A 15,567-nucleotide genomic window follows, 5' to 3' on the forward strand; every position below is an offset into this window, starting at 1 on the left:
GGGCGACATGCATTAACCCCGGCGAAGCCTGACAGGGGCTTCGCCAAAAGCTCTTGAAAACGCCCTGGAAAAGGCCGCGGCAGACGAGAACCCCGTCCGACCGGCGATATCCGCCATGGCGATCCGCGTGTCGACCACGAGCCGGCGCGCGGCACCCAGGCGCAGCCTGAGATAGTAGGCGCCCGGCGTCTCGCCGATCGACTTGCGAAAGATGCTTTCCAGCGTCCGCGCCGTCACGCCTGCACGTTTTGCAATGGCCTCTATGGTCAGCGGCTGGTCGACATGCGCTTCCATCAGCCGGATGGCTTGTGCCAGGCGCGGATCATAGCCATCGAGCCGGCCAAGCGAGACCAGCGGCTGTGCATCGGTCGCCACGCGCGCCTGATCGTAGATGAACGCACTTGCCACATCCAGCGCCACCGCCATGCCGAGCCGGGTGCGGATCAGATGCAACATCAGGTCCAGGGTCGGCGACGCACCGCCCGTGGTGAACACCGGCCCATCGATGATGTATCGATCGGGGCGCACGTCGACGCCTGGAAAGGCGGACGAAAAATCCTCCATGTCCTCCCAATGGGTGGTGGCGCTGCGTCCTTCCAGCAAGCCTGCACGCGCCACCAGCCACGTGCCTGCCTCGACGCCGCCGCAGGCGCGGGCCGACCGGGCCGCGCGGCGCAGGCCGGCAAGCAAGGCTGACGTGGCATAGTTCTGCGTACCGAAGCCCGCGACCACGACAAGGACATCGGTTGGTTCCGTCGCATCGAACCGGCCGCTGACCGCCACGGGCAAGCCGCATGTTGTGACCGGCGCCTCACCGGTCACCGAAACCAGTTTGAAGTCGAACAGGGTTTCACCGGCGATACGGTTGGCGGCACGCAACGGATCGACGGCGCATGCCACGCACATGATGGACGCTCCGGAAAATACCAGTAGCGTAACCTTGAGCGGCGACTGCTCGGCTCGAAAGATTGTCGTTTTTTCGTTTTTTATCATGCCGTCTTCGTAAAGCGCAAAGCAGTCTCCGGCAAGTCGCGCAATGCTACGCTCTCTGTTTGATTGGGAGGAAAATTCCATGCCGCTCGCGATGAACCGTGAGGTTTTCATTACCTGTGCCGTGACCGGATCCGGCGGCTCGCAGGACCGCTCCCCGCATGTGCCGCGCTCGCCCAAGCAGATCGCCGATTCGGCGATCGACGCGGCCAAGGCGGGTGCTGCAATCGTCCATTGCCATGTGCGCGACCCCGAAACCGGCAAGCCCAGGCGCGACGTGCATCTCTACCGCGAGGTGACCGAGCGTATCCGCGCGGCGGACGTCGACGTCATCCTGAACCTCACCGCCGGCATGGGCGGCGACATGGTGTTCGGCTCGCCGGAAGCGCCGCTGCCGCTCAACGAAAAAGGCACCGACATGGGCGGCGCCACCAACCGCATGGAGCATGTGCGCCAGTGCCTGCCGGAAATCTGCACGCTCGACTGCGGCACCATGAATTTCGCCGAGGCCGACTATGTCATGACCAACACGCCCGGCATGCTGCGCGCGATGGGCGGCATGATGACGGCGCTCGGCGTCAAGCCCGAGATCGAAGCCTTCGACACCGGGCATCTCTGGTTCGCCAAGCAGCTGGTCGAGGAAAAGGTGCTGAACCCCGACGCGCTGGTGCAGCTTTGCATGGGCGTGCCATGGGGTGCGCCCGACGACCTCAACACCTTCATGGCGATGGTCAACAACGTGCCGTCGGCATGGAACTGGTCGGCTTTCGCGATCGGCCGCAACCAGATGGCCTATGTAGCGGCGGCGGTGCTCGCCGGCGGCAATGTCCGCGTCGGCCTCGAAGACAATCTGTGGCTCGACAAGGGCGTGCTGGCGACCAATGCGCAGCTGGTCGAGCGCGCCGCCTCCATCGTCACCAATCTCGGCGCCAGGATTTTGGGACCGGAAGAAGTGCGCAAAAAGCTCAACCTGACCAAGCGAGCGCCGATAACGGCATAAATTATTCGCAGGGAGGGTTGATATGACTACCGTCAAATTCACCGCGATGAAGGATGGCGACAGGGACGACTACGAGTTCCTGACCGCCCATGAAATCGACTATGCGGCCAGGACCGGCGAGCGGCTGCTCGACGCCCTGGTGCAGCTCGACGAGGGCCTGTCCGGCTACAAGATTACTCGGCTCGGGCATTCGCTGCAGGCGGCAACGCGCGCCTGGCGCGATGGCGCCGACACCGACTGGATCGCCTGTGCGCTGCTGCACGACATCGGCGACATCTACGCGCCCTACAATCATGACGAATACGCCGCGTCGATCCTGAAGCCCTTCGTGCGGGAGCAATGCACCTGGGTGGTGGAGAAGCATGGCGATTTCCAGCGCCTCTATTACGCCCATCATCTCGGCGGCAACCGCCATGCGCGCGACCGCTTCGCCGGCCATGCCTATTTCGACGATTGCGATGCGTTTTGCGAGCGCTGGGACCAGTCGAGCTTCGATCCCGACTATGACACGCTGCCGATCGAATTCTTCCGGCCCTTCGTGCTCGAAGTCTTCGCTCGTAAGGCCTACGACCCATCAGTCATCCGCGCCGGCGAGCGCGTGCCTCTCACCGATCCCGAAACCGCCAGGACAAGAACCGGAGCCTCTCAATGAGCATCATCAACAAGGCGGCCGCCATTGGCGGCGGCGTCATCGGCGCCGGCTGGGTGGCACGGCTGCTCTTGAACGGCATCGACGTCTCGATCTTCGATCCCGACCCGGAGGCCTCGCGCAAGGTCTCGGAAGTAATGAAGGGCGCGCGCCGCGCCTACAAGCAGATGGTGCCCGGCGGTCTGCCCAAAGAGGGCAAGCTGACCTTCGCCAAGACGATCGCCGAAGCGGTGGCCGACGCCGATTTCATCCAGGAGAGCGTGCCGGAACGGCTCGACCTCAAGCACAAGGTGCTGGCCGAGATCGACAGCCATGCGCCTGCCAACGCCATCGTCGGCTCCTCGACCTCCGGCATCAAGCCGACCGACATGCAGGTGGCGATGAAGAAGCATCCTGAACGGCTGGTCGTCGGCCATCCGTTCAACCCGGTCTATCTGCTGCCGCTGGTCGAGATCGTCGGCGGCGACCAGACTTTTCCGGAAGCCATCGAGGTCGCCAAGGAAATCTACGCCTCGATCGGCATGAAGCCGGTCGTCATCCGCAAGGAGATCGAGGCCTTCGTCGGCGACCGCCTGCTCGAAGCCGCCTGGCGCGAGGCGCTATGGCTGATCAAGGACGGCATCTGCACGGTCGAGGAACTCGACGACATCATGCGCTATGGCTTCGGCCTGCGCTGGGCGCAGATGGGCATGTTCCAGGTCTATCGTGTCGCCGGCGGCGAAGCCGGCATGCGCCACTTCATGGCGCAGTTCGGGCCGTGCCTGAAATGGCCGTGGACCAAGCTGATGGACGTGCCGGAGTTCAACGACGAGCTGGTCGACCTGATCGCCACCCAGTCGGACGACCAGGCGCACGGCCTGTCGATCCGCGAGCTGGAAAAGATCCGCGACGACAATCTCGTCGCGATCATGGATGCGCTGTCGAAGCAGAACAAGGGCAAGGGCTGGGGCGCCGGCGCGCTGCACAAGGACTATACGAAGCAACTGGCCAAGCTGGCGGCGAAGAAGCCGGTGGCTTCAAAGGCAGCGGAACAGGCCAGGGCCGCCAAGCCGGTGAAGAAAGCCGAAAAACCGAAGAAAAAGAAGAAGGGCTGAGACCATGGATTTTGGTCTTTCGGAAGAGCAGAAGCTCATTGTCGAGACGACGCGCGCCTTCGTCGAGAACGAGCTTTATCCGCATGAACGCGAGGTCGAGCGCACCGGCGTGCTTCGCCGCGAGCTGATCGAGGAGATCAAGGCCAAGGCGATCGAGGCCGGGCTCTATGCCGCCAACATGCCGGCCGATGTCGGCGGCGCGGGGCTCGATACGGTGACCTGGCTGCTCTACGAAAAGGAGCTCGGCCGGGCCAATTACGCGCTGCACTGGACCTGCGTTGCCCGCCCATCCAACATCCTGCTCGCCGGCACGCCGGAGCAGCGCGAAAAGTATCTTTTCCCCTGCATCCGTGGTGAGAAATGGGACTGCCTGGCGATGACCGAGCCGGGCGCCGGCTCCGACCTGCGCGGCATGAAGGCAACCGCCGTGCAGGAAGGCGACGACTGGGTGCTGAACGGCACCAAGCATTTTATCTCGCACGCCGATCTGGCCGATTTCGCCATCGTCTTCATGGCTTCGGGCGAAGAGGATTCGCCGCGTGGAAAACGCAAGAAGATCACCGCGTTCTTCGTCGACAAGGGCACCAAGGGCTTCACGGTGCGTGACGGCTATCGCAACGTCTCGCATCGCGGCTACACCAACGCCATCCTCGAGTTCGATGATTGCCGCCTGCCGGCAAGCCAGGTGCTCGGCGAGGCGCACAAGGGGTTCGACGTCGCCAATTCCTGGCTCGGCGCCACGCGCCTGCAGGTCGGCGCCACCTGCCTCGGCCGCGCCGAGCGGGCGCTTGGCCATGCCGTCGAATACGCCGCGCAGCGCCAGCAGTTCGGCCAACAGATCGGCAAGTTCCAGGGCGTGTCGTTCAAGCTCGCCGACATGGCGACGGAACTCAAGGCCGCCGACCTGATGGTGTTCGAAGCCGGCTGGAAGTACGATCAGGGCACCGTCACCGACCAGGACATGGCCATGGCCAAGCTGAAGGCCACCGAAATGCTCGCCTTCGTTGCCGACGAGGCGATCCAGATCCATGGCGGCATGGGGCTGATGGACGACCTGCCGCTGGAACGCATCTGGCGCGATGCCCGCGTCGAGCGCATCTGGGAAGGCACTTCGGAGATTCAGCGACATATTATTTCGCGGGCGCTGCTGCGTCCGTTCGGCGCTTAGAGCATGATAGCCAAAGCCGGCATCCGGTTTTGTCGGGCAAACGAGATCGTTTGTCCTGAGATCGCGCTCAAACGAAAAGATGACCATGCATAAACTCGAACGTCTCCTGCGCCCGAAATCGATCGCCGTGTTCGGCGGCGTGCAGGCCGCCGCCGTCGTCGCGCAATCGATCAAGATGGGCTTTGCCGGCGAGATCTGGCCGGTACACCCGACCAAGGACGAGGTTGCCGGACGCAAGGCCTACCGCTCGGTCGCGGATCTGCCTGGCGCGCCCGACGCGGCCTTTGTCGGCGTCAACCGGCACCTGACCATCGAGGTGATCAAGGCGCTGGCCGAGCGCGGCGCCGGCGGCGCCGTCTGCTTTGCCGCCGGCTTCCTCGAGACCGAAGCCTATGACGAGGACGGCGAACGGCTGCAGGCCGAATTGGTCGCCGCCGCCGGCCAGATGCCGATCATCGGGCCGAATTGCTACGGCCTGATCAACTATGCCGACGGTGCGCTTTTGTGGCCCGACCAGCATGGCGGCATCAGGCTGGGCGAGGGCGGCAAGGGCGTCGCCATCATCACCCAGTCCTCCAACATCGCCATCAACATGACGATGCAGAAGCGCGGCCTGCCGATCGCCTTCCTGATGACCGCCGGCAATCAGGCGCAGACCGGCCTGTCCGAAATGGCGCTCGGCCTGATCGAGGACGAACGCGTGACGTCGCTTGGACTGCACATCGAGGCCTTCGATTCGGTAGCCGGCTTCGAGCGTCTGGCGGCCAGGGCGCGGGAGCTGAAGAAACCGATCATCGCCATGAAGGTCGGCCGCTCCGAACAGGCGCGGCAGGCGACGGTCTCGCACACCGCCTCGCTTGCCGGCTCGGACGCGGCCTCGGGCGCCTTCCTGAGGCGGCTCGGCATTGCGCGTGTCGATTCCATCCCCGCCTTCATCGAGGCGCTGAAGCTGCTGCACATCACCGGCCCGCTGCCCGGCTACAGGCTCTCATCGATGAGCTGTTCGGGCGGCGAGGCATCGGTCATGGCCGACAGCGCCGAAGGGCGCTGGGTCAACTTCCCGGTGCTGACGGACACCCATCGCGCCCATGTCAAATCGACGCTCGGGCCGCTGGTCGCGGTGGCCAACCCGCTCGACTACCACACCTTCATTTGGAACAACGAGCCGGCGATGACCGCCACCTTCACCGCCATGGTGTCGGGCGGCTTCGACCTCAACATGCTGGTGCTCGATTTTCCGCGCCCCGACCGCTGCACGGTGACCGACTGGTGGGCGACGCTGCGCGCCTTCGAATCGGCGCTGAAGACCAACAATGCGCATGGCGCGATCGTTTCCTCGCTGCCGGAGAACCTGCCGGAGGAATACACCGCCGAGTTGATGGCGCGGGGCATGGTGCCGCTGTTCGGCATTTCCGAGGCGATGGACGCCGCGCAGGCGGCGGCCTTCATCGGCTGGGCCTGGCGCGAACCGCAGGCGCAGCCAGTGGATACGAGGGCTGCCGGCGCATCCGATGCGCCGCGCGTTACGCCTGACGAGGCCGAAGCCAAGGCGCGGCTGATCAAGGCCGGGCTTCCCGTGCCGAAAGGCGAGCGGGCCGGCAATGCGGTCGAGGCGGTGATCTCGTCCATGGCGCTCGGCTTCCCCGTCGCCCTAAAGGCGCTGGGTGTCACCCACAAGTCCGAGGTCGGCGCCGTCAGCCTCAACCTCAAGGACGCCGAATCGGTCAGCACGGCGGCGCATGACTTGCTGCCGCTCGGCACCGGGCTCTATGTCGAACGCATGGTGCGCGACGGCGTCGCCGAATTGATCGTCGGCTTCACCCGCGACCCGATGTTCGGCGCTGTCATGACGCTGGGCACCGGCGGCGTGCTGGTCGAATTGCTGCGCGACAGCGTCACGCTGATGCTGCCGGCGACCCGCGACGACATCGAAGCCGCGCTGCGCGGGCTGAAATTGTTCCCGCTGCTCGAAGGCTATCGCGGCCGGCCGAAGGCCGATGTCCAGGCTGCTATCGACGCCATCGCGGGCATCGCCGGCTTCGTGCAGGAGAATGCCGGCGAGATCGAGGAACTCGACATCAATCCGCTGATCGTCTGCACGCAGGGCAAGGGCGCCTGGATCGCCGACGCGCTGCTGGTGCTGGGAGAAAACAAGAATGTCTGACGTCATTTCGACCCGCCGCGAAGGTTCGATTCTCGAGGTCACGCTCGACCGCCCCAAGGCCAACGCGATCGACCTGAAGACCTCGCGGCTGATGGGCGAGACCTTCAAAGCGTTCCGCGACGATCCGGAGTTGCGCGTCGCCATCGTCAAGACCGCGGGCGACAAGTTCTTCTGCGCCGGATGGGACTTGAAGGCCGCCGCCGGCGGCGACCCGGTCGATGGTGACTATGGCGTCGGCGGCTTTGCCGGCCTGCAGGAACTGCGCGACCTGAACAAGCCGGTCATCGCTTGCGTCAACGGCATGGCGGTCGGCGGCGGCTTCGAGCTGGCGCTGTCCTGCGACCTCATCTACGCGTCGGATCATTCCTCCTTCGCGCTGCCCGAGATCCGCGCCGGCACGCTTGCCGATGCCGCGACGATCAAGCTGCCGAAGCGAATCCCCTATCATGTCGCCATGGACCTGTTGCTCACCGGCCGCTGGATGGATGTCGCCGAGGCGCATCGCTGGGGCCTGGTCAACGAGGTGCTGCCCAAGGAAAAGCTCGAGGACCGCGTCTGGGAGATCGCCCGCCTGCTCGCCAGCGGCCCGCCGCTGGTCTTCGCAGCGATCAAGGAGACGGCGCGGGTGGCGGAATCGCTGACCTTCCAGGATGCGATGAACAAGGTGACACGCCGGCAGTTGCCAACGGTCGATGCGCTCTATGGGTCGGAGGACGGTATGGAAGGGTTCCGCGCCTTCGCCGAAAAGCGCGAGCCGGTGTGGAAGGGGAAGTGACGCTGCGGAGATGATGGCGCCAGGCACCCCCCTCTGCCCTGCCGGGCATCTCCCCCTCAAGGGGGGAGATTTGCGGTGTTGCCGACAGCGCTCTTCCGGAAACGTTGGAGGTTGGCGAAAGCCGAGACGACATCCGATCTCCCCCCTTGAGGGGGAGATGGCCGGCAGGCCAGAGGGGGGCGCCTGGGCGCATTCATTGCTGTCCGGGCTCCCTTCATGACCGACTACAAAACCCTCATCGACGCCGAAACCTGGGCCTTCATCGAGCGGACCAACTCCTACTATCCGCCCGATACGATCGACTACACGATTGCCCAGCAGCGCGCGATCTATGACCGCATGTGCCGCGAGTTCTTTGCCGGCTATCCGCAAGGCGTGACGGCCGAGACGACCGCCATCACCACACCCGCCAACACCATACCAATCCGCATCTATCGCAACGCGACGTCGGACCATGCCGCCATGGTGCTCTATATCCATGGTGGTGGCTTCATGCTCGGCGGGCTGGACAGCCATGACGATGTCTGCGCCGAGCTTTGCGGCCGCACCGGTCATGAGGTGGTCTCGGTCGACTACCGGCTGGCGCCGGACCACCTGCATCCAGCCGCTTTCGATGACGCGATGAGCGCCTTCGAATGGGCCGCAGGGAGCTACGACCGCCCGGTGGTGCTCTGCGGCGACAGCGCCGGCGGCAATTTTTGCGCCGCCGTTGCACACGCCACGCGTGGCCATGCGAAGAAGCCGATCGGCCAGGTGCTGATCTATCCCGGCCTCGGCGGCGATCGCTCGCGCGGCTCCTATGTGAGGCATGCCGAAGCGCCGATGCTGACGGTGCGCGACCTCGAATTCTACAAGCACATCCGCACCGGGGGCGTCGACCAGACCGGTGACATCACGTTGTCGCCGCTGGCCGATGCCGATTTCGCCAACCTGCCGCCGTCCGTGCTGATTACCGCCGAGTGCGACCCGCTGTCGTCCGATGGCGAGGCTTATCGCGACCGCATCGTCGCGGCAGGCGGGCGCGCCGCCTGGTTCGAGGAACCCGGCCTGGTGCACGGCTATCTCAGGGCCCGGCACAGCGTCGGCCGCGCCCGCACCAGCTTCACCCGGATCGTCGACGCGGTGGCCACGCTCGGAAAAGGCGGCTGGACCTGGTGAGGGCAACAACCGTCCCGCTCAGGACGCCTTGGCCAGAAAACTCTGATAGTCCGATTTCGCCTGCAGCAGGCGCAGCACGTTCTCGCGCGAGCCGCGGACATGGGCGCGGGCCAGGGCGCCGGCCTTGACGGCGTCGCCGGCGCAAATCGCCTCGACGATCTCGGCATGCTCGTCGCGGGCGATCTTCCATTCGTCGAGCCACAACAGTTCGGTCCAGACATAATGCTGGCACTTGTCGAGGATGCTGCACAGCATGCCGTGCAGCATCGCATTGCCGCTGATTTCGGCAATGACGCGGTGCAGGTCGATGCCGACTTCCAGCTCCTGGAATTTCTCGCGCGTCGTGCGATCGGGAATGGCGGCCAGCCGCTCGCATTCGGCCAGCATGGCGCGCAGCCGCGCCTTGTCCTTGTCGGTCGCGGCGACCGCCGCCAATTCCGTCGCATGGCCGTCGAGCAGTTCACGGATGTCGAAGGCCTCACGGAACATGTTGATGTCGAACTCGGTAACGGCATAGCCCTGGCGCGGCCGGCCGGTGACCAGCCCGTCGCGCTCCAGCCGGTTGAAGGCTTCGCGCACGGGCGTGCGGCTGACATTGAGTTTCGCCGCGATATCGGTTTCGGTGACGCGCGAGCCCGGCGGGATCTGGCCGGTCACGATCATCGCCTTGAGCGCGGAATAGACCGAGTCGCGCAGGGTGTTTTTGGTTTCCTTGGCCAAGTTCCGTTCCCAGTTCTCCGGCCGCTTTGGCCGGGCATTGCCTCGTTTGTAGTCGCAGTCGGCGCAATTTGCCACGCCCTGCGGCGCCGTCCCCACCGTCCAACTGATCGCGCCCATCGCAGTTGACAACACCGATCTCTCGGCTACATTCGAAATTGTATACAAAATCGCATGCCAAATCAAAAACAAATGGGAACACCGGTCGGAGAACCGAAATGAACAGGACCTTCAGAACTTTCGCGATAGCCGGCCTCATTGCCTCCGTGGCAGCGCCCGCCGTCGCCGCCGACACGATCACCGTCGCCTCATGGGGCGGCACCTACCAGGAGGCGGAGACCAAGGCTTTCTTCAAGCCGACCGCCGATGCGCTCGGCATCACCATCAAGGAAGACACCACCAACGGCCTCGACGACGTGCGCCTGCAGGTGACCGGCAATGCCGTGAAATGGGACATCACAGAGCTCGGCGCCGACGAATGCGCGCGCGGCTCGAAGGAAGGGCTGTTCGAGAAGCTGGATTACGGCGTCATCGACAAGAGCGGCATCAACCCGAAGCTGGTGCATGACGACTGGGTCGGCATTTCCTACACCTCCGTCGTGCTGATCTACCGGACCGACGTCTTCGGCGACAAGGGTCCGAAGACCTGGGCCGACTTCTGGAACGTGGAAAAGTTCCCGGGACGGCGCGCGCTGAGCAGCAGCCAGGCAACGGAGACGCTGAGTGTCGCCGCACTCGCTTCCGGCCTGCCGATCGACAAGGTCTATCCCGTCGACATCGACGGGGCGCTGAAATCGGTCGACAAGATCCGTGGCCATGTCGACGCCTGGTGGACCTCCGGCGCCCAGGCCATGCAACTGGTGAAGGACGGCGAAGTCGACATGGCGAGCATCTGGAACGGACGCGCCGGCACCCTGAAGAAGACAGGCGCGCCGGTCAGCTTCTCCTTCGACCAGGGCGTGCTCACCGCCGACTGCATGGTCATCCCCAAGGGCGCCAAGAACAAGGAAGCGGCGATGAAGGCGCTGGCCATGTTCGTCAGCCCGCAGCTGCAGGCCAATCTGCCGCTCTATGTCGACAATGGGCCGGTCAACGAGAAGGCCTTCGAGACCGGCAAGATCCCGCCGGAACGGATCAAGGACATCAACTCGGCGCCGGAGAACGTCAAGAAGCAGGTGTTGCAGGATGCCGGGTTCTGGCGCGACACCCTCGTCGAGGCGACGGAAAAGTTCAACAATCTGATCCAGCAATAGGCCGGAACCCTGACATTGCGGGGCGGTGCCAGCGCCGCCCCGCTCCTTCAGTCTCTGCCCGGGAGAAAACGATCTTGTCCATTGCACCATCCGCGCTGCCGATCAGCATGCGCCGGATCGAGAAACGATTTGGCAGCGTGCCGGTGCTGCGCGACCTGAACCTCGATGTCGAGGCCGGCGAGTTCCTGACGCTGCTCGGCCCCTCCGGATCGGGAAAGACGACGCTGCTGATGATCCTGGCCGGTTTCGTCAGAGCCAATGGCGGGAGCATCAAGGTCGGCGGCGACGAGATCATCACCACGCCGCCACACAGGCGCAACATCGGCATGGTGTTCCAGAACTATGCGCTGTTTCCGCATATGAACGTCTTCCACAACATCGCCTTCCCGCTGAAGCAACGCAGCGTCGCGGCCGCCGAGACGGCGCAGCGGGTGGAGAAGGCGCTGGAGCTGGTGAAGCTGCAGGGGCTGGGCGAGCGCCGCGTCGACCAGCTTTCCGGCGGCCAGCGCCAGCGCGTGGCGCTGGCGCGCGCCATCGTCTTCGAGCCGCGCATCGTGCTGATGGACGAACCGCTCTCGGCGCTCGACAAGGGCCTGCGCGAACATATGCAGATCGAACTGCGCGCGCTTCATCGCCGTCTTGGCATGACCACGGTCTATGTCACGCACGACCAGCGCGAAGCCATCACCATGTCGGACCGCATCGCCGTGATGAATGCTGGCCGCATCGAACAACTCGACAAGCCCGAAACCCTCTATGCCGCGCCGAAGACGCAATTCGTAGCCGGCTTCATCGGCGAATCGAATTTCATCCCGGTCGAAAGCCGCAACGGGTCGGTCTGGTACCAGGACAGGCGCATCCAGACCGCGGCACCGACGCCGCTGGCGGGCCCGCATCTGATGGTGGTGCGACCGGAAAAGCTGCGGCTGGTCATGGCAGGCGAGCCGTCGACCGGCATCAATGTGCTCGATGCGACGGTCAGCGACATCATCTACCAGGGCGACAGTTTCGTCTGCTACGCCAGCCTGAGCGACGGCCGCCAGCTGACGCTGCGCGACTATTGCCGCAGCGACGTGCTGGCAAGGCTGCCCGCGCCCGGCCAGCCGATCATGCTCGGCCTCGATGCAAAAGACACGATCCTGGTGGCGGCCGAGGGATGAGCGCGCAATCCGCCCTGCTGAACGAGACTGCCGGCCCGGCGGGGCAGGACCTCAACGCGCAGGCTTTGCGCGCCGATGCGCGGCGCGAGTCATTGCGGCTGCTGGCGCTGCTGGCGCCGAGCCTGTTCCTTGTCTGCGCCATCATCATCGTGCCGATCGGCTGGCTGTTCTGGCTGTCGCTGTTCGACGAGACCGGTGCCTTCAGCGCCGCCAATTACGCACGCTTCTTCGAGCAGGCCTCCTACATCAAGACCTTCATCACCACCTTCAAGGTCGCCTTCATCGTCACCGGCGCCTGCGTGCTTTTGGGCTATCCCCTGGCCTACATGCTGTCGCAGCTGCCGCGCCGGGCGGCGTCGATCTGCCTGATCTTCGTCATCCTGCCGTTCTGGACCTCGGTACTGGTGCGCACCTATGCCTGGCTGGTGATCCTGCAGCGCAAGGGCCTGATCAACAGCTGGCTGATCGATCTCGGCGTGATCAGTCGGCCGCTGTCGCTCGCCAACAATCTTTCCGGCGTGGTCATCGGCATGACGCACATATTGCTGCCGTTTCTCGTTTTACCGCTCTACGCCTCGATGAAGACGATCGACACCGACTGCCTGCGCGCCGGCATGAATCTCGGCGCCGGCCCGGCCGCGACCTTCCGGCAGATCTTCTTTCCGCTGTCGCTGCCCGGCCTCGCCTCGGGCGTGGTCATCGTCTTCGTGCTCTGCCTCGGCTTCTTCGTCACGCCGGCGCTGATGGGCGGCGGCAAGGTGGTGATGTGGGCGATGCGCATGGAACAGACCACCAGCCTCTATTCCAACTGGGGCGCGGGTGCGGCGCTCGGCGTGGTGCTGCTGGTGGTCACGCTGGCGCTGCTCGGCCTGTTCCAGTGGCTGCTCGGTGCGCGCGCCACCGGCGTATGGAGTTCGCGATGAGTGACAGTATCGGCCTGCCGATCTCGCACCGGCAACGCCTGTGGCTCTACGGCCTCGGCGGCCTCGTGCTTGCCTTCCTGATCGCGCCGTCGGTCATCATCGTCATCATGTCGTTTTCGGATTCGACACTGCTGCAATTCCCGCCGCAGCAATGGTCGCTGCGCTGGTACCAAAGCTATTTCCAGTCGCTGGAATGGCGTGACGCCACCATCGTGTCGGTCAAGGTCGCTATCATGACCGCGCTGGTGGCGACGCCGCTCGGCACCGCGGCGGCCTACGCGATCAACAGGGGCACGCTGCGCTTCAACGGCACCATCAACGCGCTGCTCACCGCGTCGCTGATCATCCCGGTGATCCTGGTCGGCATCGGCACTTTCTTCCTCTATGCGCGCATCGGCCTCAACAACACGCTGACCGGCCTGGTCATCGCGCATACGGTGCAGGCGCTGCCGCTTGTGGTGCTGACGGTGCTGTCGGGCCTGCGCTCCTACGACATGAACCAGGAGCGGGTGGCGCGCAGCCTGGGCGCGGGGCGCATCGCTGCCTTCTGGCAGGTGACGATGCCGCAGATCCGCTTTTCGATCGTCTCTGGCGCGCTGTTTGCCTTCATCACCTCCTTCGACGAAGTTGTCGTCTCGCTGTTCATCTCGGGCGGCGACACCACGACCCTGACGCGCCGCATGTTCAACGCGCTGCGCGACCAGATCGACCCGACCATCGCCGCCATCTCGACCTGCCTGATCGTGCTGTCGGTGCTGCTGTTGTCGCTGGCGCAGATCTTCGGCCGGCGGCATTGATTTCATCGGATCCATTCGCTTCAAGTGCCTCAAGGATATCCAGACCAGATGCGTGATTTCCAGTTTCCCGGCCGCTCGCCGGTTCGTGCCACCGAAGCGATTGCCGCGACATCGCATCCGCTCTCGACGCTTGCGGCCATCGAGATGCTGCGCGCCGGCGGCAATGCCATGGATGCCGCCATCTGCGCCGCCGCCGTGCAGGGCGTGGTCGAGCCGCAATCGACCGGGATAGGCGGCGATTGCTTTGTCCTCTATTGCCCCAACGGACAAAGCGAGGTGCTGGCTTTCAACGGCTCCGGCCGGGCGCCGGCGGCCGCGACCGTCGACTGGTATCTGGAAAAGGGTTTCGACCGCATCCCGCTCCAAGGGCCGCATCCCGTCACCGTGCCAGGCGCCATCGACGCATGGTGCCGGCTGCTGGAGGACCATGGCCGCAAGGGCATCGCCGAGGTGCTGGCGCCAGCGATCCACTATGCCGAGAACGGCTATGTCGTGCACGACCGCGTCGCCTTCGACTGGGCCGACCCGGAAATCGATCTTTCCGCCGACGAACATTGCGCGCGCATCTTCCTGCCGGGCGGCAAGGTGCCGACGGCTGGCGACGTGCACCGGCAGCCGGAGCTTGCCGCGACGTTGCGGATCATTGCCAGACAGGGCCGCGCCGGATTCTACGAGGGCGCGGTCGCCGACGACATGGTGCGCCGGCTCAAGGAATTGGGCGGACTGCATTCGCATGAGGATTTCGCCGCGGCCCGGGGCGACTACGTGGCGCCGGTCAGCGTCAGCTATGGTGGCCACGAGATCCACCAGATGCCGCCGAACAACCAGGGCCTGACGGCGCTTTTGATGCTGAACGTGCTGTCGGGCTTCAGGCTCGGCGAGCTCGACCCGAACGGCGCCGAGCGCCTGCACCTGGAGATCGAAGCCGGGCGGCTGGCCTATCGCGACCGCGATCGTTTCGTCGGCGACCAGGACCGTGTCCCGGTGCCGGTGAGGGAGCTCCTGTCGGCCGCCTATGCCGATCGGCTGCGCACCGAGATCGACCGCGAGCGCGCCATGACCCATCTTCCGGATGTCCAGCTGCCAGGCAGCGACACGGTCTACATCTCCATCGTCGACCGCGACCGCAACGCGGTCTCGTTCATCAACTCGACCTATTATTCGTTCGGCAGCGGCGTCGTCGGCCCGAAGACCGGCGTGGTGCTGCAGAACCGCGGCTCGAGCTTCCGCCTCGACCCGGCGCACCCCAATGCCATCGCGCCCGGCAAGCGGCCGATGCACACCATCATGCCCGGCATGGCAACGCGGAACGGCCGCGTGGTGATGCCGTTCGGCGTCATGGGCGGCGGCTACCAGCCGTTCGGCCATGTCCATCTTCTGACCAACATGATCGATTTCGGCATGGACCCGCAGCAGGCGCTCGACGCGCCGCGCGTGTTCTACAATGACGGCATGGTGGAAGCGGAGCGCAACGTGCCCGCCGAGGCGATCGAAGGCCTGCGCCGGCGCGGCCACGCCATCACCGAGCCGAACCACCCGCTCGGCGGCGGCCAGGCGGTGCTGATCGACTGGGAGAAGGGAACGCTGACGGGCGCCTCGGACCCACGCAAGGATGGGATGGCGCTGGGGTATTGAGGGATGGGCGAGGCGGTGGCGAGGCGCAGATGGGCAGGTGTGGCGCTGGTCGCTACTTTTCAGGCGCTGGCGCCGCCCCTCACC

The 15,567-nt window shown here is 65.0% G+C and carries 14 protein-coding genes; 12 read left to right on the forward strand and 2 right to left on the reverse strand.

Annotation, left to right across the window (positions count from 1 at the left end; genetic code table 11):
* Positions 1-12 precede the first annotated feature (12 nt).
* Positions 13-993: a GlxA family transcriptional regulator gene (locus tag FJ970_RS03315; protein WP_140758833.1), complete on the reverse strand. Its 981-nt coding sequence runs from the start codon at positions 991-993 to the stop codon at positions 13-15.
* 79 nt (positions 994-1,072) lie between these two features.
* Here FJ970_RS03315 and FJ970_RS03320 point away from each other — a divergent pair, with 79 nt between their 5' ends.
* The 7 genes from FJ970_RS03320 (at position 1,073) to FJ970_RS03350 (ending at position 8,998) form a co-directional block, all read left to right on the forward strand.
* Positions 1,073-1,990, forward strand: a complete 918-nt coding sequence (locus FJ970_RS03320) for a 3-keto-5-aminohexanoate cleavage protein (protein WP_140758834.1) — start codon at positions 1,073-1,075, stop codon at positions 1,988-1,990.
* A 22-nt stretch (positions 1,991-2,012) separates the two neighbouring features.
* Positions 2,013-2,642, forward strand: a complete 630-nt coding sequence (locus tag FJ970_RS03325) for an HD domain-containing protein (protein WP_140758835.1) — start codon at positions 2,013-2,015, stop codon at positions 2,640-2,642.
* Positions 2,639-3,733 (forward strand): carnitine 3-dehydrogenase, encoded by a 1,095-nt coding sequence (locus FJ970_RS03330; protein ID WP_140758836.1) that lies wholly within the window; start codon positions 2,639-2,641, stop codon positions 3,731-3,733. The genes FJ970_RS03325 and FJ970_RS03330 overlap by 4 nt, the downstream gene beginning before the upstream one ends.
* A 4-nt stretch (positions 3,734-3,737) precedes the next feature.
* On the forward strand, positions 3,738-4,901 hold the full coding sequence (locus FJ970_RS03335) for an acyl-CoA dehydrogenase family protein (protein WP_140758837.1): 1,164 nt from the start codon (positions 3,738-3,740) through the stop codon (positions 4,899-4,901).
* 85 nt (positions 4,902-4,986) lie between these two features.
* Positions 4,987-7,065, forward strand: coding sequence for an acetate--CoA ligase family protein (locus FJ970_RS03340; protein WP_140758838.1), 2,079 nt, complete (start codon positions 4,987-4,989; stop codon positions 7,063-7,065).
* Entirely contained in the window at positions 7,058-7,840 is a 783-nt protein-coding gene (locus FJ970_RS03345) for a carnitinyl-CoA dehydratase (protein WP_140758839.1), read from the forward strand. The genes FJ970_RS03340 and FJ970_RS03345 overlap by 8 nt, the downstream gene beginning before the upstream one ends.
* 216 nt (positions 7,841-8,056) lie before the next feature.
* Positions 8,057-8,998 carry an alpha/beta hydrolase gene (locus tag FJ970_RS03350; RefSeq protein WP_140758840.1) on the forward strand — a complete coding sequence of 314 codons (942 nt, stop codon included), beginning with the start codon at positions 8,057-8,059 and terminating at the stop codon, positions 8,996-8,998.
* Positions 8,999-9,016: 18 nt separating this feature from the next.
* Here FJ970_RS03350 and FJ970_RS03355 read toward each other — a convergent pair whose 3' ends face one another.
* Complete coding sequence (locus tag FJ970_RS03355; protein ID WP_181178597.1) at positions 9,017-9,718, reverse strand: GntR family transcriptional regulator; 702 nt, start codon at positions 9,716-9,718, stop codon at positions 9,017-9,019.
* A 215-nt stretch (positions 9,719-9,933) separates the two neighbouring features.
* Here FJ970_RS03355 and FJ970_RS03360 point away from each other — a divergent pair, with 215 nt between their 5' ends.
* From FJ970_RS03360 to ggt, 5 genes are all read left to right on the forward strand, one after another.
* Complete coding sequence (locus FJ970_RS03360; protein ID WP_140758841.1) at positions 9,934-10,968, forward strand: ABC transporter substrate-binding protein; 1,035 nt, start codon at positions 9,934-9,936, stop codon at positions 10,966-10,968.
* Positions 10,969-11,042: 74 nt separating this feature from the next.
* Positions 11,043-12,128 carry an ABC transporter ATP-binding protein gene (locus FJ970_RS03365; RefSeq protein WP_140758842.1) on the forward strand — a complete coding sequence of 362 codons (1,086 nt, stop codon included), beginning with the start codon at positions 11,043-11,045 and terminating at the stop codon, positions 12,126-12,128.
* Positions 12,125-13,051 (forward strand): ABC transporter permease, encoded by a 927-nt coding sequence (locus FJ970_RS03370; protein WP_140758843.1) that lies wholly within the window; start codon positions 12,125-12,127, stop codon positions 13,049-13,051. Before FJ970_RS03365 ends, FJ970_RS03370 begins: the two co-directional genes overlap by 4 nt.
* Positions 13,048-13,848 carry an ABC transporter permease gene (locus FJ970_RS03375; RefSeq protein ID WP_140758844.1) on the forward strand — a complete coding sequence of 267 codons (801 nt, stop codon included), beginning with the start codon at positions 13,048-13,050 and terminating at the stop codon, positions 13,846-13,848. Before FJ970_RS03370 ends, FJ970_RS03375 begins: the two co-directional genes overlap by 4 nt.
* A 48-nt stretch (positions 13,849-13,896) precedes the next feature.
* Complete coding sequence (gene ggt, locus FJ970_RS03380) at positions 13,897-15,483, forward strand: gamma-glutamyltransferase (RefSeq protein WP_140758845.1); 1,587 nt, start codon at positions 13,897-13,899, stop codon at positions 15,481-15,483.
* Positions 15,484-15,567: the final 84 nt, after the last annotated feature.

This window comes from Mesorhizobium sp. B2-1-8, assembly GCF_006442545.2.
Classification (GTDB): domain Bacteria; phylum Pseudomonadota; class Alphaproteobacteria; order Rhizobiales; family Rhizobiaceae; genus Mesorhizobium.